Source organism: Colwellia sp. PAMC 21821 (genome assembly GCF_002077175.1).
Taxonomy (GTDB): Bacteria; Pseudomonadota; Gammaproteobacteria; order Enterobacterales; family Alteromonadaceae; genus Cognaticolwellia.
Genome location: NZ_CP014943.1, coordinates 1,827,451 through 1,849,543, shown reverse-complemented (window position 1 = coordinate 1,849,543; position 22,093 = coordinate 1,827,451). Strand labels below are relative to the sequence as shown.

The following is a 22,093-nucleotide window of genomic DNA, read 5'->3' as shown; positions in this document are numbered from 1 at the left end:
ACATTAGTTAGCGATACATTAGTTAGTGATACATTGGCTTGCGATGAATAAATTAGGACAACCTCTTGGAAAAAATACTCATTAGTAGCTGTTTTTTAGGTAATAAAGTCAGGTATGACGGTGGTGACAATTTATTAACAAATACCACGCTTAAGCGTTGGAAAGAAGATAATCGCTTAGTGGTTATTTGTCCGGAATTAGCGGGAGGGTTAAATACGCCAAGAGCACCTGCAGAGATTCAAGTTACCGGCGAAACAATTATTGTTAAAACCATTACGGGTCAAGATGTTACATATGCTTTTGAACACGGCGCTAATCAGGCGTTAATACTCTGTCAAAAACATAATATACGCTATGCATTGTTGAAAGAATCAAGTCCCTCATGCGGCAGTACAAGTATATATAATGGTGAGTTTAGTCAACAGAAAATAGCAGGGCAAGGCGTTACTACGGCAATATTGAGAGCAAACGGCATAAAAGTATTTTCAGAAAATAACTTACAGGCTTTAATTGATGAGCTGACCGTTAGTTAACTAATTTTTAGCAATATTAACGTGATTTGTATGGATATGAGTATTATCGTTAATCAGTGCACGAGTTTGGTTTATGATGTCATTCGCACTTGTCGCGACGTTGTAATCGCTAACGCCAATACTGAGCGTCATTTGTGGTAATCGAGTACCTGATTTACTGCTGATAAAGCGTAACTTTTCTACACTCTGCCTAATTTTTTCAGCAACCTCACCAGCTATCATTCTTTTAACATCAGGCAGTAAAATTAAGAATTCATCGCCTGCAGACCTTACCGGTAAGCCACTTTCACCAACATAACCGCTTACTTTTTTAGCAATTTTTGTTAACAATACATCACTGAGCATAGGGCCTAAATTTTCATTCATTTGAGAAAACTGATCAATATTAATAACAATTGCCGCGACATGTTGATTTGGATCAGTAGATAACCAAAGATCTAAATGTTTTGTCATGGCTTTACGGTTATAAAGCCCTGTTAAAGCGTCAAAATAAATTTCTTTTTTTACATCATCCAATTCTGAGCGTAATGCTTGAGTGGATTTTTGAGATACGAGCAGTTGCTCAGCCAGTTTTTCTTGTTCGAGCTTAAATTTCTGAGTCGTTTGTCGTATTTGTTTAATAGCGTTAATTATTTCACGCTTATCAGTAGATTTTAAGCTGGCAATATTTTCATCCAATTGAGTTACTAGGAGGTTTGTACTCAGTGACGATTGTTTACTGTTACTTTGTAGATCGACTAAAACCTCATCAAGATCGTCTATCAGCTCACCCCGAAAGGCGCTTTGTCCTAAAACATACTGACGATATATTTCTTCTAAAAAAAAGTTATCAAGCTTTTTCCCGCTAGCTAATTGTTTTTCAATCGCGGCATTCAGTGTTTTTGATTGTTTATTGAGATATTCGTAACTTACCGCGTAATTAATTGGCGTCGCGGCTATATGCCATAACTGCAATTGTTTTATGGCGGCGTGCATTTTTTGTTCAGCTTGTGCTATGGAATCATGATACTTCAATATTCCAACCTTTAACCTAGGGGATTAACTAAAATAGCGGGTAAGCTATTCTCTAGTAATTCGAGTCATAGTGCCATCATAAAATGTATTAATCATAAAGCTCAAGTTAACCATTTGAGCGCAATCCGAAAATAGCCAAGATAAAGCAAAATTTTCTTTATAAAAATTTAAGTTTTGTTATGGTATTTAAAAGTTAGCTATTTAAATTAATATTTGAGATTTTGTCATGAAGGTATTTTCAATCACGGTATTTGTTCTATTTTTTGTTATGGCTTGTCAGTCGGCTAAATTTCCTTCAGTGTCAGAGAGCGAGAACCTTGAGCAGGTTATTATAGATTATCAACACTACAAAGATCATCAAAGTCCATTAAACCAGGATATTGTAGGTGAAACTAACAGCCAATTACCTGATTTATCCCCGAATAAGCTCAAGCAACAACATCAAGCTTTGCGCGCTATATATCATCGCTTAGAGCAGGTTAACATCAAAAGTCTTGATCAAGCAGATGCAATTAATCATGCGGTGTTGTCGTATACAATGAAAAATCAACTGGATAGCTATAGTAACAAAGAGCATTACATGCCACTTACTGCTGAATCAGGTTTCCACGTTTGGATCAGTCGCATTAAAAGCCAAGCCAGCTTTAAAACTGAACAAGATTATCGCGATTATCTGGCTCGATTAAACGCTTTACCTGAATATTTCACTCAACAAATTTACTGGATGGATAAAGGAATCGAAGAAGGCATAACTCAACCGAAAATTGTCTTAAAAGGTTTTGAAGAATCGATTAAAGCTTTTATAAAAACAGAGGCTAGCTCAAGCACTTATTATCAGCCATTTTTAACAATGCCTGAATATTTCAGTCAAGAACTTAAGTCGACACTACAGGCACAAGCTTCTGAAACCATAGTGAATGTTGTAATCCCAAGCTATCAAAAATACTTTGATTATATGGTGCATCGTTATCAACCTAACGCGCGAACAAATATTGCTGCGAGTTCTTTACCTAATGGCCAAGATTATTATATAAACCGGTTGCAGCATTATACGACTTTGCCGATTTCAGTAGAGGAAGTACACAACACTGGTTTAGAAGAAGTGAAGCGAATAAAGCTTGAGATGGAGGCCATTATTAAGCAATCAGGTTTTACCGGAACTTTTGCTGATTTTGTGCATTTTTTGCGTACCGATAAACAATTTTACGCAACCACTCCTGAAGGATTACTCAAAGAAGCCTCATTTATTGCTAAAAAAATGGATGCGCAATTACCTAAGTTATTTAAAACTCTGCCACGAACGCCATATGGCGTGATTGAAGTACCAGCCAATATAGCGCCTAAATACACCACAGGACGTTATTCTGGCCCTGCACGAGACGACCAAGCCGGCAACTATTGGGTTAATACCTATCGTTTAGATCGCCGACCGTTATATGTGTTAGAAGCGTTAACTTTGCATGAAGCCGTACCGGGTCATCATTTACAAAGTTCCATTGCACGAGAAATGGAGAACGTACCTAAGTTTAGGAATAATACTTATATTTCGGCATTTGGCGAAGGTTGGGGGCTATATTCAGAGTATTTGGGCTTAGAAGCCGGATTTTATCAAAATCCTTATAGTGACTTTGGGCGACTAACTTATGAAATGTGGCGCGCTTGTCGACTTGTGGTTGATACAGGTATGCACGCAAAAGGCTGGAGTCGTGAGCAGGCAATGCACTATTTAGCCGATAACACGGCATTGTCACTGCACAATGTTAAAACTGAAATTGACCGCTATATTTCTTGGCCCGGCCAAGCTTTGTCTTATAAAATGGGTGAATTAACGATTAAAAAGCTCCGTAAAATGGCGGAGCAAACGTTAGGTGAAAGCTTTGATTTGAGAGATTTTCATGACCAAGTGTTGAAAAACGGTTCAATGCCGTTATCAATGTTAGAAACCGTGATTAATAATTATGTTGCAGAACAAAAGGCTAAACAGAAAGTGTTATCAGAAGTAAATTAGTGCAGAAACAAAGGATGGCACGCAAAGCTACCAGAGATTATGATGACTAACCGATAAATTAAGATAAGCCCCCACTATATCTAAATTTGGCAGTTCCGCTATCATAGGTTTCCCCTTAGATCGGTAACTTTGCGTCTCCAATTTTCATTGGATTTGCCCTTGTCGAGCTTTAGCAGCTCAACTCCGATTATAGGCAAAGTATTCTATTTGTAAACCATTTTTAATATCCCTAAGAGTTATTTACGTTAACATACTAAATATTAAGAAATTTATTTATTGCAGATGTTGTTCTTAAATCACTTTTACAGTAGTTTACTTAGTGTTTAGCCACGCAACTAGGTGTTTTAAAATTCGACAGCATAGTTGCCAGTAAGCCGAGAAAGAGTAAAACGAGCTAGAATGGCAAAGCTTTTTGCAATTTAATTTACTTAGTATCTCTATGAAATATCAACAATCCTTAATACATAAGATGGAAGCTAATATTCAATGAAGCACTTGCTGCTAGGTATTTTAATCAGTTTTTGCATAATGCTAAACGGACAAGCCGAATCGCTCAATAGCGATAAAAACTATCGTCAGTTGCTTGATGCTTATTATATCCAAGATAAAGAGTTATTGATTGCTCAAGATGTTGTTGACGTTGCACAAGCTATAGTAAGCAATCGAAATCAGTATGGTGATAATAAGGTGGCGAAAGCTTTTTCTATATTGTCGGATGTTGCATTTAATCGCGGGAACTTTTTTGTGGCCTTTCAATTTGCACAATATGGTTGCGAAATCGAAAATATTGATGTCGATATTCAACTAGATTTACGGTTGAAAATTGCGCGTGGTTATTATGCTCAAGGTAATTATATTCAGTTAAAAGAGACCTCACAAAAGGCCGCTCGATTAGCTGTGCAAGCAAATAATATGAATTATCATTTGCAGGCACTGGCTTATTCGGTTGTAGCTTATGCGCTAAGTGCTGATTATGCCTTGGCGGTCAAAGAATTGAGTAAGGTTGAAAGCTTACTTAGTCAAAACATGCAAAATGTAGATCAGATCACCTTATTAGAAATTATTGCCGAAGCGCATTTTTATTTATCTGAATATGACAATGTTGTCGAGCTACTTGGCCGCGCAATAAAATTGCGTACAGATATGTCGAGAACAGAAGGTATTGCCCAAAGCTACCATTTAGTGGCAAAGGCCTATTATCAGTTACAACAATATGATGACGCTTATAATGCTTTTTGGCAGTCATTGCAATTTGCACAGCAACACAAATTGAATATACGTGAAGCCTACGCAGAGCTGGGGTTAGGGCAAGTTCTTTATCAACAACAGCAGTTTACGCTGGCAAAAGTGCGCTTGCTTAAAGCCCAAGCGGTTTTTACTGAGTACAATTTGGTGCGCGTGAAGTTATCAACTCAAATTAGTTTAGTCAAAGTTATGTATGCCTTGGAGCAATCTGAAGCCGCCGATGCCATGCTGCTTTCAGCTCAGTCTTTGGCTAAAAGTTTAGTGCTTGCCCCACAACAAATAGAACTGTATTTATTGCTGACAGATTACTACAGCAGACAGAAAAAATTTGAGCAAGCAATCGAAGCACAAAAGCATTATTTAACTTTATATCAAACGCTATATCCGAACGTGAGTGATAATAACTCATTTGCCAATGCCGCTAAATCTGCCAGTAATAAAGCAAAAATATTAGCGTTAAATTTAGCGGAACAAAGTGAGCTGAGTTTGGAGTTCAGTGAAAAATATGATCAACAAAAGATGCTGATTATTTTACTCGCTTCATTACTAAGTTGTAGTGTTATTTTCATAGGTTTCTGCCGTTTTCAAGTGCGCCGTCAGAAACTGAATCGTAGCTATGATGAAATAGAATTACCTCAAAATCATTTAGCACAACCGGTTCAAACGAAGCGCTGGTATCAACAGCAATATAAAATGGCAAGAAAGTATCAATATAATATTTCTGTGGCCTATTTGAAGGTTGAAAACTGGCAGGAGCTTAGCTTTCACTTTAACCGTAAAATTTTAACCGATGTCAGTCAAGTGCTTGCCGTTATTATCAATGAAAATATTGATGAGGAAGATTATGCCGGTGTTATCATTGAAGGTGAGTACCTATTCTTGTGCCCACATCAAACCCCTGAGCAAATTCATGTGAAATTTACTAGGATACAGCAGGCAATAAAAACCCGTTTTTTTGCTAATTTAGGGAATTATTCGGTTAAAGTGATTTTTGCGATTGATTCGCCCAATATTCAAGATATTGATCCTTATGTTTTTCTCTCTCGGTTAAGTCAATGTAATGCTGATAAGGAATAGCAACAGAAGGTATAATAATCGCTAGGTACTAGGTAAGTTATTCAATAAAATGTCTATCCAGTTCAATTATTCAGTCCAATTGTTCGGTATAATTAATCAGTGCAATTAAATATTAACTGCTTGGAATAGGGTACATCGATGCTATATATCATTGCGTATCGAATCAGTCATAGTATCACTCATTTTCTTATCATGGTTTTTACACAAAGCAATCTACTAAGGGTTATTGAATAATTATAAAATATGCAGCTGATATTTGAGCGCTGTCTTGCGTATAAAGTTGCTTAATTAACGTAGTTGGTAAATTTCAATTGTTCAATTGGTAGAATAGAAGACCATTTTCAATGGCAATGAAAAAAGCCGCTATGATTAGCGGCTTTCGATATCTGGATAACGGCTTGAATTAAAGTCTGACGATAATATTTGGCGAGGTATTAATTTCACCATCATCAGAAATTGTTGCTGCATTACTATCACATAACAAAACCGCAATATTGCCAGATTTGCTGCTACGGATAAAAGAAAGATCATAACCGAACTGTGTCAAACTGCTAGTTGCAAATTTCTGCGCAAGTGACAGTTTATCCCACAGATTAGATTGCTCTGCGGTATATTGGCGTCTTTCTAGTAATATTTCTCGTTCAAGAACTGCGTGCACAATGGCCTCTTTTTCAACGTTAATAGTGCGTATTTCATGTCCATATTATACGTCTGATGGCAGCAACATAGCTTAGATCTTTGCTAATATCAACAATTAAAAGAGTATTATGTCATATTTTAATTTTCTGGTCGGCCAGTTTAATAGTGAGAATCCTTCTGAAATAACGGCTTAAAAAGATTTATAGCGTTATTTTTGATATCATAGCAGGCTATAATAATGTTAATTCGTTACGATTAAGTAGAGTAAAGTTTGGTATGAGTCAGGTATTAAAAGATCTTTCCGCGTTGTTAAAACTAGAAGTCATAGAAGAAGGTATTTACCGTGGTGAAAGTCAAGATTTAGGCTTTAGAGCCCTATTTGGTGGTCAAGTCATGGGGCAGGCACTGTCGGCAGCACAAGAAACTGTGGCAGTAACCCATAACGTACACTCATTACACTCCTATTTTTTAAGACCAGGTGATGCTACTAAGCCCGTTGTTTATCAGGTTGAAAACATTCGTGATGGTCGCAGTTTTAATACTCGACGGGTAAATGCCATTCAAAATGGCCAGGCAATTTTTTATATGACGGCCTCATTTCAGCAACTGGAGAAGGGTTTTGATCATCAAGATATTATGCCATCAGTACCTGGACCGGAAGGGTTAAAGTCATATACAGATTTCATTTTTGATAACCAAGCATTTATTCCTGAAGAGATTCGTGGCAAATTTTTATCTGAAAAACCGATAGATATGAGACCAGTAGAGCAGTATAACTGGCTAAAACCAGAAAAAACGGAAGCTAAGTGTCAAATGTGGATAAAGTCTAATGGCAGTTTGCCTAATGATCTTCGTATTCATACCTATTTATTAGCTTACATTTCAGATTTTTCTTTTTTGCCAACCGCTTTGTTTCCTCATGGCGTTAGCTTTTGGCAGCCAAATTTTCAGTTAGCAACCATTGATCATTCTATGTGGTTTCATCGACCATTTCGTATAGATGAATGGCTACTTTACTGTATTGATAGCCCGTCAGCGAGCAGCGGTCGAGGCCTCGTAAAAGGCCAAATATATAACCGAGCAGGTTTGTTAGTTGCCTCTACCATGCAAGAAGGGGTTATGCGTCAGCGTTAGCTTTTGCACCTTGCCAGTCGTAGCCACTGGGGTGTTGAAATACTCTTAAGCCAAAAAGTGGCGCTGCTGCATATAAATGGTCAAAAATATCTGCTTGTATTGCTTCATAATTAACCCAGTTTTGGTCGTTACTGAAAAAATATAATTCTAGCGGCAAACCTACCTCTGTTGCAGGTAGTTGTCTTACCATGCAGGTCATCTCATGATGAACTTTGGGATGTTGTTTTAAATAAGCACTTATATAAGCTCTAAAGGTACCAATATTGGTCAATTGCCGGGTGTTAATGGTTGAGGCTGTTATCGCACTATTGACGATCACTTCACTGCTTTGCTTTAGAATTTCAGCTTTTTTTACAGCTAGGTAATCGCTAATCAATTGCACTGATGTCAGTGCTTCTAGTTGCGCTTGATTGTAGAAACGAATACTACCGACATCAATAACAATCGCGCGTTTGACCCTTCTACCACCTGAACTTAGCATGCCCCGCCAGTTTTTAAATGAGCCACTGGTTAAGGCATAAGTGGGTACTGTGGTGATAGTATTATCAAAGTTTTTAACTTTTACGGTATTTAGCCCAATCTCGATAACATCGCCATCAGCGCCATATTTAGGTAATTCAATCCAATCTCCAGGGGCAACCATTTTATTAGCAGATATTTGAATACTAGCAACTAAGCCTTTAATGGTATCTTGAAAAACTAAAATCAATACTGCAGTTAAAGCACCTAAGCCACTAAGTAAGTAGAGTGGTGAACGGTCTAATATTTGCGATATTGCCAATATCGTTGCCACTAAATACACAACAAGTTTAATGACTTGTAAGGTTGAATTTAGTGGCAGATGACGATCAGTAGCTGTTTGCCTATACAGATTATTAATAACATTAAGTACTGAGCTAATACTGCGTGCTATCTGAAAGCATAGGCCTATTTTAGCAAAAGTTATTAGTACGGTGGCGAGTAAGGTATCTGTTGCTAGTAAATGTGGGGTAAGTAATAACAATAATATAAAAGGAACTAACAGCGACATGCGCGAAAAAACTTGCTGGTCAAATAAAACATCATCCCATGTGTTTTTTGAGGCAGTGGTCAGTTTATGAATGAGTACAAGCACATAGTTTTTCGCAATATAGAAACTAATGCTGCATAAGAGAAAAATTAATAGACAGGCAATAATGGTTTCACTTAATGCGATATATGATGCATGAACGCCTTGCTCAGTTAACCATGAGGTGATTATTACCTGCATGAAATATCCTTGTTTGACTGCTCTTCAAGCTCTAGCATTTTTTTATCTTTATCGAGCCAAAGCTGATTAACCCACTTCTGAAACTGTATTTTATAAGCACGGTCATTAACATAATCGCCTTTGAGGGATTCGCCAATCTCTTGAGTTTCAATGGCAATATATACTTGTTTTATCTTTCCAGAAAGAAAGTCGAGAAAATTCGGTTTACCATCAGGATAGTAAATAGTTACGTTTACGACTTTACTAAGATTGCCTTTCATTGCTTCCAGTACAAAGCCAATACCGCCAGCTTTGGGTTTTAATAATTTTTGAAAAGGAGAGTTCTGTTTTTTATGCTTTTGTGGTGTAAAGCGAGTGCCTTCAATAAAGTTCATTACGCTGACAGGCTTGTATTTAAACTTTTCACAAGCCTTTTTTGTCGTTTCGATATCTTTGCCTTTTAAATGTGGATTTCTCTTTAAAAAATGCTGGCTATATCGTTTCATAAACGGAAAGTCGAGTGCCCACCATGCTAAACCCAGTAGCGGTACATAAATTAGCTCTCTTTTAAGAAAAAACTTTAAAAATGGAATTTTACCGTGAAAAACTCGTTGAAGTATTAAAATGTCGGTCCAGCTTTGATGATTACTGATCACTAAATACCAGTCTTTCATTTTTAACTTTTCTAAACCCGAGGCATTAATTTTGGTTTTAGTGAATAACTTTTGAATGAACGTATTTAATAACACCCAGTTACTGGCCATTTGATCAAGCAAATAGCTAAAGAACTTTTGCCACAAAGCGATTGGACCTAAGGCTTTTAACAGCGAAAAAACCAATATGGGTACCAACCATAAAATGGTGTTGGCGAAATATAAAATAACAGAGAAGAAGGCAATAATGGGACCAGGTAAAAAATGTAGCATATAAACAACCAAAAATATCAAGACGATAATTACTGGCTATAATATTAATGGGTTTTTAGCTTATTTTCAGCAAAAATCGATAAAAATTTGGCTGACAGTTGATAAGAAATTTAGCTGAGATTTTTTTATAGTGCAGGGTTCAATTGTCACGAAAGCTATGAAAGCCTAATTTAAATTCTGTTTTTCCTAATAATAAACAGTGCAAGTTCAAAACCCTTGTGTCTTTGCAGGGGGATAGTAAGTTGGATAAAAACGCATCATAAATTTATTACTAGGTGTTTTTAATGCATAAATTGTAATTTTAACTTAGTAAAATAGTGGTTTAAGCACACTAATTCTATAAAACATGAGAAAATTGTAAAAGTTGATTGCAAAACTACTGCATTTCGAGGCAAGCTAAACAGATATAAAATAGAGGGTTCGTGATGCAATTTAATCGTGTGGTAATAAAAGTTGGCAGTGCATTGGTTTCACCTGATGCCAAAGGTTGTAGTGGTAAGTACATACTTGCCATTGCGCGCTTTATTACGCAATGCCAACAAGCAGGCAAAGAAGTTATTTTGGTCTCGTCTGGCAGTGTTGCTGCTGGTAGAGGTTTAATTGCGCATGGCTCTCCTAACCCATCAATTCCCACAAAGCAGGCAATGGCTGCGGTAGGGCAAATGAAGATGATGGCGAATTGGCAGCGTTTTTTTGATGTACCTTGTAGTCAGTTATTGATAACTCATGGTGATTTAAAAGATCGTCAACGATATATTAGTATTAGAAACACCTTAAGAATATTATTAGAAAATGGCGTTATTCCTATTGTTAACGAAAACGATACGGTAGCAACGGAAGAACTAAAAGTCGGCGATAATGATAATTTAGCGGCATTGGTGGCCGTGGTTAGTGAAGCCGATAGTTTATTTATTCTTAGTGATGTTGATGGTGTTTTTGAAGAAGACCCTCGTATAAATCCACAAGCTAAGTTAATTCCAATTATCGCTAAAATAGACGAATCTATTTATGCCATGGCTGGCGCTACCAATAATCATATTGCAACCGGAGGGATGAAAACCAAAATTCAAGCGGCAGACAAAGCGGTAGAAAATGGTATTGAAACCTATATCTTAAATGGCAGTCGTGGTGAGGTATTTGAACAAATATTACGTGGTGAAAACCCTGGTACCCACTTTGTTGCGAAAGAAAGTGCAACACGGGCACGCAAACATTGGCTAAAACACACCTTAAAAAGCAATGGCACCGTGTTATTAGATGCTGGCGCTGTGAGTGCGTTAAAAAATAAAGGTGCGTCATTGTTACCATCAGGAGTGACAGATATCACTGGAGACTTTGATGTTGGCGATTGTATCGATATTTACGATGCTAAAAGCGGTCAATATATAGCAAAAGGTATCAGCCAATATAATGCTCGAGATCTTAAGCGAATTAAAGGCAGTAAAAGTGACGAGATATCGGCTCTGCTTGGTTGTTGTCCAAGTAAAGTGGTTATTCATCGTGACGATATGGTGATGTTGTAGTAACTAGAATAATGGCGCAGTATTAACTAAGTATAAAGTTATACCAAGTTGATTAATTAGCCGCTTATTTTTAATGATTAAAATGAATAACTAAGGCGTTATAAAATTTATAAGTACCGTAACGACTAACTATATTTTAAGCCTTGTCATTATCCATTTTTCCTCATGAAAAGTAGATCACTTAATTAATCAAACTAATAGTAATAACACTACTGATTTTCATACTAAATATGTGTCACCGTAACGCGAAATAAAGTCATAACGCACGTTGAGTAAAAAGTATCACGCGGTAAAACTCAGCACTAAAACTCTACTCTTAAACCCTCTGCTACTATGCGTAAACTGCTGGGTGAAAATTGAAATAGTTCATTACTAATGTGATCAAAGTCAATTAACACTGATATAGGCAAGTGTTGTCCAATAGTATTTTTGATAGCGTTAATCGATGCTTCAGATTTTGGAAAGGTATTTTCAATAATTTCAAATTTAGTAATTAAAGGGTTACTCACTTTCAACGAATTCGAAGCTTTATCAAAGAAAATTTGACCTTTAAATGTCGTGTTGGCAATAAGACGGTTGCCATTATTTATGACATTTATTTTGGCCGTAATCGCAACAGATTGAGTTGTAGCGTATAGTGCTAAATAAGGTTCAGTGGCCTCTAAATAATACTCCATGTAAGTTTGCGTTATGGGAAACCTTAAATCTAAAATACTATTGAGCTGACGCTCTGACATGGTTAAGCCTAAAGCGAGTACTTGCTGGCTAAATACAACACAGATGAAAACCAATACAGATATTTTCTTTATCATTACTTTCTACCTATTTGAATATTACTTACGATTACTTTTTAAAATTAGACCAATAAGCAGTCCTATCACTAACATCATACCAATGAGAATAGCTCGAGGCATTGAAAACTCCCAGAATAGAAATGAAATGCTGACAGTTTCCATATTCTGAAGCACAATAACCAGACATAAAATCGATAATACTAAAATCAAGTATCTATTTAGTTTACTCATGTTTCTCTCCTAATATCAGGGCTTAAAATTTAACTCATACCGATTTATAGCAACCTCTAATGCATTTATACCAAGGAGATAAGTCAATGGGGTGAGGGTACTAACTCTTAATCATATAGATGCGATAATATCGATAAAAGTCACCGTTTGAATGCAGTTAATTTCACTTTTATTTCGTAGCTATTAGTCCATCGTTATTTCAAGCGAGCTTTCAAATGCTGCAGTAAAGCGTTGAAGTTTATTTTGCTTGATAAATTCCGTTACTTTCGCCACATATTGCTTACCCTCTTCGGAATATTCTGTCAGTGTTTTTGCTAACGTAACACCAGTAAATGACGCCTCTTGTTGACGTAAAAATGCCCGGTTTTGTCTGAGCTCACTATATGAGTCATGGGTGTTTAAGTTGAGGATATAGCTACGAACAGACAGGTTAATAGAGGCGAACTTGGCAACCTCGTGACCTTTGCCTGATTCTCTTGACGATGGCACCATGCCACAGCCTTCTGAAAAACACCATTGACCAAATAAATTATTACCTTGTTTAGCAAATCTTGATGTTCCCCAACCAGATTCTATGGCTGCTTGAGTTAGGGCCAAAGATGGCGGTACATAGTCGACTCTTTTGAGTAGCTCATCAAACGTGTCGTTATCAATGTACTCACTTGCTAATTTATAGTTTTTAGAAATACTAAGTAACCAAACTTGCTGTTTAGCACTTAGTTTGGCTATAGGAATACTTCTTAACATGTTGATGAGTTTTCTTAACTGTAATACGTGATTATTTTCTGCTTGAATAATTGGATACAATGTTGCAAAGAAAGCTTCTTTTTTTTCTCTCACGTCTACAATTTTGGAAAAATCAGGCAAGCTTTTCATGCTTGCATTCACTTTTGCTTCAACCTTTGGTATCAATACCCCTGAAGTATCACCCGTGATAACACTATCTATGAGCACAAGCGTAAAAAGTGTACTAAAAAATATAGCGGATGTTTTCAATTTGAACTTATTTTTCATGCTCTAACCTAAGGTTTATTTGAAATTTTTTATTATACCATCGTCGTCGTAATTTCCCTTTTTTTTAAATACGACGCTCAATTTTACCGGTATAGAAAATCACATAATTTGGCGCTTTAATACCAAGTTGATTAAAGCATTTTATATCTCTTGATCCTCAGAGCGAGCACTGACAGCCATTTTCTCTAACGCACGTTTATAGCGCATTTTTACCGTGCTTAGTTTTTCCTCAACCACCAAAGCTATATCACTAAAATCAAGATCGCCAGCAATTCGAAACACCACAATTGAGCGTTCTTCTATGCTCAATTGAGCTAACAGATGTTCAATGCTTTCATTGCCTTCTGTTAAGCTACCTGGTGTGTCATCCATGACGACATGTTCAGCTTCATCGAGCCCGACTAAATCGAGCTGCTTCTTCCTAAGCCTTGTTAAAGCTTGGTTATGTGCAATCCGATAAACCCAAGTTTTAAAGCTGGCTCTGTCTTCAAATTTAGCAAGATTGTTAAACACATTAAGCATAGTGTCATTAACAGCCTCTTCCGCTTCTTGTGTCGAGCCCAAATACCGATAACAGACTTTTATAAGCTTGTGATGATAACGATGAAAAAGCACTTCATAGGCCGTTGTCACATAAGGAAGTTGCAAGCGTGCAATACGAACAAGCTCAACATCATCTTTTTGAGACAAACGATCAGAGACACGAATATTGTCGCCCTCTGATTTGGTCATTAATAACTCACTTTTCGTTAGTTGTTTTACTTAGCTTAGCTGTTTTACTTGGTTTAGCCGCTTTAGTTGCAATAACTGGCTCACTCATTTGTGTCGTGAGATATTTTTGTGTCAGTAAATCCTGATTCGGAATACTCAAACGTTTGCCGGCTTTATTTTCAATCAAGGTATTTACCGTTGAAACAGCTACCACGTTGCCGATAAAACCATCAAACTCTACTTCGTCACCTGGCGATAATTGCTCTCTAGCATAAATGCCCGAAACAATACTGTTCGCTATGGTTTTAGTGCCTAAGCCTAAAGCCAAGGCCAATGCGACACCTAAACTGGCAATGAGTACAGTAAAGATAGTATTAAGTAAGGCCATTTCTAGTTCTAGTTGGCCTGTCACCAGTGAAAAAGTAATAAATAACACCAGTAGTTGAAGTACACGACCTGCTGCAGCACCATATTCAACACCTAAACTATCAAGCGAACTTTCAACTTGTGTTTTCACTAAGTTGGCGATAAACAGTCCGATAAGTGTAATAACAACCGCACCCAAAAGTTTTGGCAAGTACAGAACAAATTCATCGAGGATGGCTGAAAATCTATCTAGTCCTAGGGTATCTGCACCGGCTACAAGTATGATTAATACAAAAAAGACATGCAGTAATCTGCCAATCATTTCTGAAGGAGTTAATTTTAGCCCGAGTGTTTTAAGGGCTTTGTCGATACTTAGTTGTTGGCAAAGGGTATTAAAACCAAGTTTTTCTAAAATTTTAGCCACCCACTTTGTAATCACCTTAGAAATGAACAAGCCTATAAATATAACAATTATAGTCGCGATAAGATTAGGTAAAAAACCCGCTATTTCAGTCCAAAAGCCAGACAGTGCATTACTGAATGATTGGCTCCAAGCATCTAAGTTCATTATATTTCTCCGGTATTATTATTGTTTTCGGGTGACTTTCTATTTAATAATTTTTGTTTTTGCTGGTTGTGAAGTTCAAGTTTGCGTTTTGCCGAGTACATTGAGGCACCAAACCCTAGAAATACTACCCAAATCCAGCCAACAAAAAGACCTGTTACATCTTTCACTGCCGTTATGTTTGACGACGTCGACAATACTTTTTTTAATGCTTCATCTTCGTCAGATTGAGGTGTGTCTTCTTGCCACATTGCTCTCAATTTGTCTTCGTCAAAACTCATTTATGTTCTCCAAAAAGTAAACGGGATGCTGTTAATGAAAACAACATCCCGTTCGCCAACTAGTTAATGATTAAAATTTCTACGCGTCTATTTTGCGCACGACCTTCAACCGTTTCATTACTGGCAACAGGTTTTCCTTTACCAAAGCCTGTTGACTCAATGCGGTTAACATCGATATTGCCGACTTGACTCATAAAGTTTGCGACGGTTTGCGCTCTATTTTTAGAGAGTGCAAGATTGAGCTCTGCGCTACCGGTTGAATCTGTGTGTCCAGAAACTACTATTTTAGAATTAGGGAATCGGCTAATAGCATCATTAATTTTATTTAATAAAGGAAAGTTAGATGATTCAATTTCACTGCCACCTGGCTTGAACGCAAAACCTTGTGCACGAATTAATACATTATCTAACTGTCTGTATACCGTTGCTTCCTCCTCATTAAACAATGACTGTACGCCTGCAAATCTTGCATTGTCTTCACGTTTTGCTTTTTGTTCTTGCTCAAGCTCCATTTGTGCAGACAAAATGGCTTGGTCTTTATCTCGAGCCAAGCGGGCTTCGCGAGCTTCCAAGGTAACTAACTCACTGTTGAGATTATCAGTACGCTGGCTAGTTTGTGTTAATGTTTTATGTGCGTAAGCAACAACTTCTTTATTAGACAGATTAAAAGGTAAGCTTGTCGCAATTGGAGACAATGCATATTCAAGTTGTTCTTGATACCAAATTAGTTTTTGCTCTTCAGTAAACTTAGCGTCTTTGAAGTACTTGTTCATTTCAGCAATACCTTGAGCTCGCTGAACTAGCCAAATGGCTCGATTAGAATGCACATTGGCTTTTTGCGTGTTAGATCTATCGGCTTCTAAAGTGTTCAAAGCAAGTTGGTACTCATCTTGCGCTTGAGCAAATAATATAGGAGCAACATCATCTAAGTCTTGCTTAGCTGCTGAACTGATCGTGTTTTTAGCCACACTTAACATGTTAGTTTTTAGCGCAGTAAGTTCAATGGCTAAATATTGATTTTTTAATTCATTGATATCACGCTTAGCACGCTCATCTTCGCCTAACTCAAACCAAGCAAGCATTTTCTTAAACTGTTTTTCTGCATCATTAAAACGTTCAGGTACCAACTTGTCAGCATTAACGCTAAGTGCTTTTTTGCGGGCATTAAATGCTTCTTCAAAGACGTATTTCGCTTTGTTGGTTTGTGCTATCGCGGCGTTCACTCTATCAACGGTTTCTTTTGCGGTAATATCCGTTGAGTTTTTGCCTGTTTTAGCTTGTTTCAACGCATCATCATAGGCGCGTTGTGCTGCTTTTATTTGTTCTGGTGCATAAAAGGCTAAATCGTCTTGCTCAGCTTTTACTAAAAGTTGGCTGGCTTGATTTAATGTTGGAAATTGCTTCATCATTTCACTTTCAGATAATGTAGCATTAGAGGCACAACCTGTAATTAATACTAGAGTCAGTGCACTGGCAATTAGTGTTTTTTTCATTTTAGTGTCCTTTAAATAAATGATTACGATTTCCTTTCAAGAAAGGCAATTATGACGTTTGTAGATATAGACGACAGGTAAGCTTAAAAAGTCACAAAAAATACATATTAACTATAACTTTTATTTAATACTCTTGGTAAATATGCCCTGTAGTACTATTGATAGGCTAAAAACTGCAGGAAAACAATGTCAGCGCTTCAGTTTTATAATCTATATCAGATGAGTTGAATTGATTTTTACTTTTACTTGGGAAAGTATTCGCAGTGCACGGACAAAAAGGGAAAAGGATATATAAACTGCGCTAACCGATCTTAAAAAGAGCCGATTAGCGCAATAATTTAGTGTTCATTTATACGGTTGATATTATCTGTACCTGCAAGTAAGGGGATTACTCGGCAATATAAGTACAGCAATAATCGGCCAATTCAATGACTTTAATATCAAATGATGCATTAGCTGGAACATTAAAAGATTGATTAGCGGTAATGGTTTGCCAAGTATCACTGCCAGGCAATAATACGCTAACAATCCCTTGTTGAAATTCCATCAATTCTTTTTCAGCCGTTGCAAAGGTATATTCACCCGGCATCATAATACCTAAGGTTTTAAACGAACCATCGGCAAAAGTCACTTTTCTGCTAGTCACTTGACCATCAAAATAAATACTTGCTACGGTTGAGATAGTGACGTTATTAAATTCTGTCATGAGTTTTCCTTTTTACTTAATCAATTTGTGCGCGATAAAACGTGCGACATAAAAAAAGCGGTACCAGCTAAATGTGCCAACACCGCTTGTAATAAATTGTTCAGTTTTAGCTATTAAGCGTTAGCTTCCACAATACGTTTCATATCAGTCATGTAACCGCGTAATTCTTTACCAATAGATTCAACACCATGGCTACGTATAGCTTCGTTAACTTCGATTAAACGCGCATTATCAACACCGTTAGATGTAGATTTTAAGCCTTCGCCTAATTCTTCTAAGGTTAGTTTGCTGGTAAATTCTTCTAATAAAGGAACCGCAGCGTGCGAGAATAAGTAGTTACCGTATTCAGCCGTATCAGAAATAACAACGTTCATTTCGTACAACATGTTACGTGCAATAGTATTAGCAATTAACGGCGTTTCATGTAACGACTCGTAATAAGCTGAAGCATTAATGATGCCTGAATCTACCATGGCATCAAAGGCTAATTCAACACCGGCTTTAACCATAGCTACAACGAAAATACCTTTATCGTAATACTCTTGCTCAGAAATTTCCGTGTCACATGTTGGTGCTTTTTCGAAAGATGTTTCAGCAGTTTCTTCACGCCATTTTAATAGGTTAGCATCGCCATTGTCCCAATCTGCCATCATGCCTGCAGAGAAGCGACCTTCGATGATGTCATCCATGTGCTTTTGAAATAAAGGACGTAAAATTTCTTTTAACTCCAGTGACATATCAAATGCTTTGATTTTTGCAGGGTTTGATAAACGGTCCATCATGTTAGTGATGCCGCCATACTTTAAGCCTTCAGTAACACCTTCGATACCGTACTGTAATAATTTACGTGCATAGCCAGCTTCAACACCTTGAGCCAACAATTGCTTGTGACCTAAGATAGCGGCAGTTTGCAACATACCACAAAGGATAGTTTGCTCGCCCATTAAGTCTGACTTAACTTCTGCGATGAATGATGAAGCTAAAACACCAGCGCGATCACCACCAGTTGCTGACGCGTATGCTTTTGCGATGGCCCAACCGTTACCTTGTGGATCGTTCTCTGGGTGAACAGCGATAAGTGTTGGTACACCAAAACCACGTTTGTATTCTTCTCGAACTTCAGTGCCTGGACATTTAGGCGCAACCATAACAACGGTGATGTCTGAACGAATTTGCATGCCTTCTTCAACAATGTTGAAACCATGAGAATAAGCTAAAGTAGAGCCTTCCTTCATTAGTGGCATAACGGCATTAACCGCAGAAGTATGTTGCTTATCAGGTGTTAAGTTTAATACCAAATCAGCTTGTGGAATTAATTCTTGGTAATTACCTACCGTAAAACCATTTTCTGTCGCCCACTGATAAGATTGACGTTTTTCAGCAATAGCAGCATCACGAAGTGCATAAGAGATATTTAAACCAGAGTCACGCATGTTTAAGCCTTGGTTCAGGCCTTGTGCGCCACAACCAACAATAACAATATTCCAATCTTTAATGAAATTACAACCATCACTAAACTCTTCGCGTTGCATGAAGCGACATTTACCCAATTGCGCTAATTTTTCGCGTAAACTTAATGTATTGAAATAGTTAGACATTTTGCTCTCCTGAACTTGGCTATTGACCAAGGAAATTAGTTGTTTGGTCAGTTTGTTGACCTTGAAGCTATCATAGCGAAAATATGTCATTGCTTAAAATGATATATTTGCATTGCAGTGTTGCAAAATATGCAATACAGTTTCTAGTCACTGTTTACTTTTAAGCGATTACTATGGAATTAAAGTCATTGCGGATGTTTGTTGATTTAGCTAAATCATTACATTTTGGCAAAACTGCTGAGCTTCACCATGTTAGCCCCTCAACCTTAAGTCGAGTGATCCAAAGGCTAGAACTTGAATTAGGCAATCCATTATTGCATCGAGATAACCGTACAGTGGTGTTGAGTGAGGCAGGAAAACAGTTTTATAATTTTGCAGAGCAACAACTTGAACAGTGGCAACTGTTGCAACTTTCGCTGAATCAAAAACAAGCTGAGCTACAAGGTAAATTACATATTTATTGTTCGGTTACCGCAGCTTATAGTCATTTGCCACCGTTGCTTGAGCGTTTTAGACAACAACATCCGTTGGTTGAAATTATGTTAACAACTGGCGATGCTGCCGATGCACTTGAGCAAGTGGAAAAGCAAGCGGTAGACTTTGCTATTGCCGCTAAGCCGGAACAACTTTCACGTATTTTTACCTTCCATCATCTGGCTACCATACCGGTGTCAATTATTGCGCCAACGATGGTATGCCGTGTACAGCAGCAAATACAGCAAGACTTTATTTGGTCTGACATACCCATTATTTTGCCAGAGCACGGCCCCGCGCGTAAAAGGTTTGAATATTGGTTTCGAAAGAAACAACAAGGTAAAGCCCAAATTTACGCAACAGTGTCAGGTCATGAAGCACTAGTCAGTATGGTGGCTTTGGGATGTGGAGTTGGCATTGTGCCGCAAGTCGTGGTTGAAAATAGTCCAGTGAAAGACCGCGTGCAGTATTTAGATAATTTTGGAGAAATTGAACCTATTGACCTCGGGGTTTGCTGTTTGAACCAGAGCAGGGATAAACCTTTGATTCAGGCGTTTTTTGAGGCAATCAAGTCATATCAATCGGATCAATAAATCCGGTGACACCCTAAATTACAGCGAAATAGCGTCGGTCAAATGGCGTAATATTCTATCCATAGCGCGATACGATAACGCTTCAATTAAGTGCTTGTGTTCAATATGCTCTAAGGCTTCCATGTCAGCGAGTGTTCTGGAAATTTTAAGTATTTTATGATGTGCTCTGGTTGATAAGTTTAGTTTTTCAATGGCGAGTTCTAAAAATTCGTTATCATCAGCTGAGAGTTGGCAGAACGTTCTTACTTCAGCGCTGCCAAGCTGTGCGTTAGGCTTGCCTTGGCGTAAAATTTGTTTTTGGTGACATATACTGACCCGTTTTTGGATCGTACTGCTTGACTCGCCTTTACCTTCATCGTTAGCCCACATCCCACGCGGTAATCTTGTAACCTCTATTTGAATATCAATTCGATCTAAAAATGGTCCTGAAAGGCGATTGAGATAACGTAAAACCTGCTCAGGTGTACTGCGCTTGTCATTGTAAAATCCTGTGGGACTTGGGTTCATCGCCGCGACCAATTGAAACTGTGCAGGAAAGGTTTGTTTGATTAGGGCGCGTGAAATGGTGACTTCACCAGACTCCATTGGTTCACGTAATACGTCGAGCACTTTACGCTCAAATTCGGGTAACTCGTCGAGAAAAAGCACACCGTTATGGGCTAAAGAAATTTCACCTGGCTGTGGATGACTGCCGCCGCCAACAAGTGCGGCAGACGATGCTGTGTGATGTGGGGCGCGAAATGGTCGAGTTAGCCATGACTCAGGATTGATATTTTTGTGACAGATAGATTGAATAGCGGCACTTGAAAGGGCTTCTTGTTCGGTCATTGGAGGTAAAATGCCGGGTAATCTACTGGCAAGCATGGTTTTACCTGTACCTGGAGGCCCAATAAACAGTAAATTGTGGCCGCCACTTGCAGCAAGTTCTAGTGCCCGCTTGGCTAGAGGTTGGCCGACAACATCGGCAATATCATTCACACTCTCAGTTTTATATTCTTGTAGGGCTCTTGCTTGAACTAATGGCAAGCTTTGTTGTTTTAAAAAATGAGGAAAGAGCTGGTTTAAATGTGACAGGCTTAATATTTTCACGTGCGGTACCCAGCTAGCCTGTTCGGCATTTTCACTCGGTATTACCAGTGTTCGGCCACTTTGTTTGCATGCCATTGCCATGGGGATTTCACCAATAATAGCGCGCAGCTCACCAGACAAGGCTAATTCTCCGGCAAATTCATATTGATTCAAATCCGCGTTAGGCAGCTGTGCAGCTGCGGCTAGAATGCCTAAGGCAATTGGTAGGTCGAAACGGCCTCCTTCTTTTGGCAAATCAGCAGGTGCTAAATTAACCGTGATGCGTTTGGCTGGAAATTCATATCCGCAATTGAGAATAGCACTGCGTACGCGATCTTTTGCTTCCCGAACCGAGGTTTCAGGCAGGCCGACAATATTAAATGCAGGCAATCCGTTGGCTAAATGCACTTCTACCGTAACTAAGGGCGATTCGAGTCCGACCCGAGCGCGACTAAAAACACAGGCTAATGTCATAAAAATCCATTTTTATTTTCATATTTATTTACGCAAGTGTAGTTAAATAAACAGTATTGTGCGAAAAATAAAGTGACTAATATCTGATAGAGCAAGTTGTCATTATAACTGAGAATTTATTTTTACTAAAAAAACACTAATAAACCACTTGCGCTTAACATTAGAGCTATGGTACTAATTTAAATAGGCTGAAAATTCTTAGTACTCAAATTAATAACATTACAGATAATATAAATAAATATGCAAAATTATATCTTAGTCATTATTAACGTCCTCATCGTGGTGATTCATAAATCGTCGCGGGGGTCTTGTTGAGCTAAAGAAAAGTAAAAAAATCTTAAAATAACAAGCCCCCCGCTTCGCAAGGACCGGGGGGTTTGTCGTTATTAAAATATTAA

20 protein-coding genes and 1 riboswitch are annotated in these 22,093 nt (G+C 37.9%); of the genes, 6 read left to right on the top strand and 14 right to left on the bottom strand.

Annotated elements, in window-relative coordinates; all coding sequences use genetic code 11:
- Nucleotides 1–65: 65 nt before the first annotated feature.
- Nucleotides 66–533 carry a 2-thiouracil desulfurase family protein gene (locus A3Q33_RS07810; RefSeq protein ID WP_081179462.1) on the top strand — a complete coding sequence of 156 codons (468 nt, stop codon included), beginning with the start codon at nt 66–68 and terminating at the stop codon, nt 531–533.
- Here the strand turns inward: A3Q33_RS07810 and A3Q33_RS07805 are convergent, their stop codons facing one another.
- Nucleotides 534–1,547: a GGDEF domain-containing protein gene (locus A3Q33_RS07805; RefSeq protein WP_081179461.1), complete on the bottom strand. Its 1,014-nt coding sequence runs from the start codon at nt 1,545–1,547 to the stop codon at nt 534–536.
- Between the two features lie 226 nt (nt 1,548–1,773).
- Between A3Q33_RS07805 and A3Q33_RS07800 the strand changes: the two genes are divergently transcribed.
- Nucleotides 1,774–3,555: a DUF885 domain-containing protein gene (locus A3Q33_RS07800; protein ID WP_081179460.1), complete on the top strand. Its 1,782-nt coding sequence runs from the start codon at nt 1,774–1,776 to the stop codon at nt 3,553–3,555.
- 85 nt (nt 3,556–3,640) lie between these two features.
- Nucleotides 3,641–3,723, bottom strand: a riboswitch (cyclic di-GMP riboswitch).
- A gap of 318 nt (nt 3,724–4,041) precedes the next feature.
- Nucleotides 4,042–5,877, top strand: a complete 1,836-nt coding sequence (locus A3Q33_RS07795; protein WP_081179459.1) for a hypothetical protein — start codon at nt 4,042–4,044, stop codon at nt 5,875–5,877.
- A 403-nt stretch (nt 5,878–6,280) separates the two neighbouring features.
- Here A3Q33_RS07795 and A3Q33_RS07790 read toward each other — a convergent pair whose 3' ends face one another.
- Complete coding sequence (locus A3Q33_RS07790) at nt 6,281–6,535, bottom strand: hypothetical protein (RefSeq protein WP_081179458.1); 255 nt, start codon at nt 6,533–6,535, stop codon at nt 6,281–6,283.
- 257 nt (nt 6,536–6,792) lie between these two features.
- On the opposite strand from A3Q33_RS07790, the gene tesB reads away from it, so the two are divergent.
- Nucleotides 6,793–7,650 carry an acyl-CoA thioesterase II gene (gene tesB, locus A3Q33_RS07785; RefSeq protein WP_081179457.1) on the top strand — a complete coding sequence of 286 codons (858 nt, stop codon included), beginning with the start codon at nt 6,793–6,795 and terminating at the stop codon, nt 7,648–7,650.
- Here the strand turns inward: tesB and A3Q33_RS07780 are convergent.
- Nucleotides 7,634–8,899, bottom strand: coding sequence for a mechanosensitive ion channel family protein (locus A3Q33_RS07780; protein WP_081179456.1), 1,266 nt, complete (start codon nt 8,897–8,899; stop codon nt 7,634–7,636). The genes tesB and A3Q33_RS07780 overlap by 17 nt on opposite strands.
- Nucleotides 8,890–9,804 (bottom strand): 1-acylglycerol-3-phosphate O-acyltransferase, YihG family, encoded by a 915-nt coding sequence (gene yihG, locus A3Q33_RS07775; protein ID WP_081179455.1) that lies wholly within the window; start codon nt 9,802–9,804, stop codon nt 8,890–8,892. The genes A3Q33_RS07780 and yihG overlap by 10 nt, the downstream gene beginning before the upstream one ends.
- Before the next feature lie 425 nt (nt 9,805–10,229).
- Here yihG and proB point away from each other — a divergent pair, with 425 nt between their 5' ends.
- The gene (proB, locus tag A3Q33_RS07770; protein WP_081179454.1) at nt 10,230–11,327 is read left to right on the top strand and encodes a glutamate 5-kinase; all 1,098 of its coding nucleotides are present in this window, start codon (nt 10,230–10,232) and stop codon (nt 11,325–11,327) included.
- A 302-nt stretch (nt 11,328–11,629) separates the two neighbouring features.
- Here the strand turns inward: proB and A3Q33_RS07765 are convergent, their stop codons facing one another.
- From A3Q33_RS07765 to ilvC, 9 genes are all read right to left on the bottom strand, one after another.
- Entirely contained in the window at nt 11,630–12,139 is a 510-nt protein-coding gene (locus tag A3Q33_RS07765) for a hypothetical protein (protein WP_081179453.1), read from the bottom strand.
- 21 nt (nt 12,140–12,160) lie between these two features.
- Nucleotides 12,161–12,283 (bottom strand): LapA family protein, encoded by a 123-nt coding sequence (locus A3Q33_RS21020; protein WP_353615524.1) that lies wholly within the window; start codon nt 12,281–12,283, stop codon nt 12,161–12,163.
- A gap of 252 nt (nt 12,284–12,535) precedes the next feature.
- The gene (locus A3Q33_RS07755) at nt 12,536–13,366 is read right to left on the bottom strand and encodes a glucosaminidase domain-containing protein (protein ID WP_081179451.1); all 831 of its coding nucleotides are present in this window, start codon (nt 13,364–13,366) and stop codon (nt 12,536–12,538) included.
- A gap of 141 nt (nt 13,367–13,507) precedes the next feature.
- On the bottom strand, nt 13,508–14,098 hold the full coding sequence (locus A3Q33_RS07750; protein ID WP_081179450.1) for a sigma-70 family RNA polymerase sigma factor: 591 nt from the start codon (nt 14,096–14,098) through the stop codon (nt 13,508–13,510).
- Nucleotides 14,099–14,105: 7 nt separating this feature from the next.
- On the bottom strand, nt 14,106–15,011 hold the full coding sequence (locus A3Q33_RS07745) for a mechanosensitive ion channel family protein (protein ID WP_081179449.1): 906 nt from the start codon (nt 15,009–15,011) through the stop codon (nt 14,106–14,108).
- A complete protein-coding gene (locus A3Q33_RS07740) occupies nt 15,011–15,289 on the bottom strand; it encodes a hypothetical protein (protein ID WP_081179448.1) in 279 nt (92 codons plus the stop codon). Before A3Q33_RS07740 ends, A3Q33_RS07745 begins: the two co-directional genes overlap by 1 nt.
- Before the next feature lie 59 nt (nt 15,290–15,348).
- Nucleotides 15,349–16,782: an OmpA family protein gene (locus A3Q33_RS07735; RefSeq protein ID WP_081179447.1), complete on the bottom strand. Its 1,434-nt coding sequence runs from the start codon at nt 16,780–16,782 to the stop codon at nt 15,349–15,351.
- Nucleotides 16,783–17,170: 388 nt separating this feature from the next.
- Entirely contained in the window at nt 17,171–17,488 is a 318-nt protein-coding gene (gene ppnP / locus A3Q33_RS07730; protein WP_081179446.1) for a pyrimidine/purine nucleoside phosphorylase, read from the bottom strand.
- A gap of 113 nt (nt 17,489–17,601) precedes the next feature.
- Nucleotides 17,602–19,086, bottom strand: a complete 1,485-nt coding sequence (gene ilvC / locus A3Q33_RS07725; protein ID WP_081179445.1) for a ketol-acid reductoisomerase — start codon at nt 19,084–19,086, stop codon at nt 17,602–17,604.
- 173 nt (nt 19,087–19,259) lie between these two features.
- Here ilvC and ilvY point away from each other — a divergent pair, with 173 nt between their 5' ends.
- Entirely contained in the window at nt 19,260–20,153 is an 894-nt protein-coding gene (gene ilvY / locus A3Q33_RS07720) for an HTH-type transcriptional activator IlvY (RefSeq protein WP_081179444.1), read from the top strand.
- Nucleotides 20,154–20,171: 18 nt separating this feature from the next.
- Here ilvY and A3Q33_RS07715 read toward each other — a convergent pair whose 3' ends face one another.
- Entirely contained in the window at nt 20,172–21,695 is a 1,524-nt protein-coding gene (locus tag A3Q33_RS07715) for a YifB family Mg chelatase-like AAA ATPase (RefSeq protein WP_081179443.1), read from the bottom strand.
- Nucleotides 21,696–22,093 lie beyond the last annotated feature (398 nt).

Bases quoted from the DNA above. Each gene is read 5' to 3' on its own strand.
- A3Q33_RS07755 (WP_081179451.1), bottom strand. From the start codon at position 13,366: ATGAAAAATAAGTTCAAATTGAAAACATCCGCTATATTTTTTAGTACA.
- A3Q33_RS07780 (WP_081179456.1), bottom strand. From the start codon at position 8,899: ATGCAGGTAATAATCACCTCATGGTTAACTGAGCAAGGCGTTCATGCA.
- A3Q33_RS07740 (WP_081179448.1), bottom strand. From the start codon at position 15,289: ATGAGTTTTGACGAAGACAAATTGAGAGCAATGTGGCAAGAAGACACA.
- tesB (WP_081179457.1), top strand. From the start codon at position 6,793: ATGAGTCAGGTATTAAAAGATCTTTCCGCGTTGTTAAAACTAGAAGTC.
- A3Q33_RS07735 (WP_081179447.1), bottom strand. From the start codon at position 16,782: ATGAAAAAAACACTAATTGCCAGTGCACTGACTCTAGTATTAATTACA.
- A3Q33_RS07795 (WP_081179459.1), top strand. From the start codon at position 4,042: ATGAAGCACTTGCTGCTAGGTATTTTAATCAGTTTTTGCATAATGCTA.
- yihG (WP_081179455.1), bottom strand. From the start codon at position 9,804: ATGCTACATTTTTTACCTGGTCCCATTATTGCCTTCTTCTCTGTTATT.
- A3Q33_RS07765 (WP_081179453.1), bottom strand. From the start codon at position 12,139: ATGATAAAGAAAATATCTGTATTGGTTTTCATCTGTGTTGTATTTAGC.
- A3Q33_RS07745 (WP_081179449.1), bottom strand. From the start codon at position 15,011: ATGAACTTAGATGCTTGGAGCCAATCATTCAGTAATGCACTGTCTGGC.
- A3Q33_RS07800 (WP_081179460.1), top strand. From the start codon at position 1,774: ATGAAGGTATTTTCAATCACGGTATTTGTTCTATTTTTTGTTATGGCT.
- A3Q33_RS21020 (WP_353615524.1), bottom strand. From the start codon at position 12,283: ATGGAAACTGTCAGCATTTCATTTCTATTCTGGGAGTTTTCAATGCCT.
- ilvC (WP_081179445.1), bottom strand. From the start codon at position 19,086: ATGTCTAACTATTTCAATACATTAAGTTTACGCGAAAAATTAGCGCAA.
- ilvY (WP_081179444.1), top strand. From the start codon at position 19,260: ATGGAATTAAAGTCATTGCGGATGTTTGTTGATTTAGCTAAATCATTA.
- ppnP (WP_081179446.1), bottom strand. From the start codon at position 17,488: ATGACAGAATTTAATAACGTCACTATCTCAACCGTAGCAAGTATTTAT.
- A3Q33_RS07750 (WP_081179450.1), bottom strand. From the start codon at position 14,098: ATGACCAAATCAGAGGGCGACAATATTCGTGTCTCTGATCGTTTGTCT.
- A3Q33_RS07715 (WP_081179443.1), bottom strand. From the start codon at position 21,695: ATGACATTAGCCTGTGTTTTTAGTCGCGCTCGGGTCGGACTCGAATCG.
- proB (WP_081179454.1), top strand. From the start codon at position 10,230: ATGCAATTTAATCGTGTGGTAATAAAAGTTGGCAGTGCATTGGTTTCA.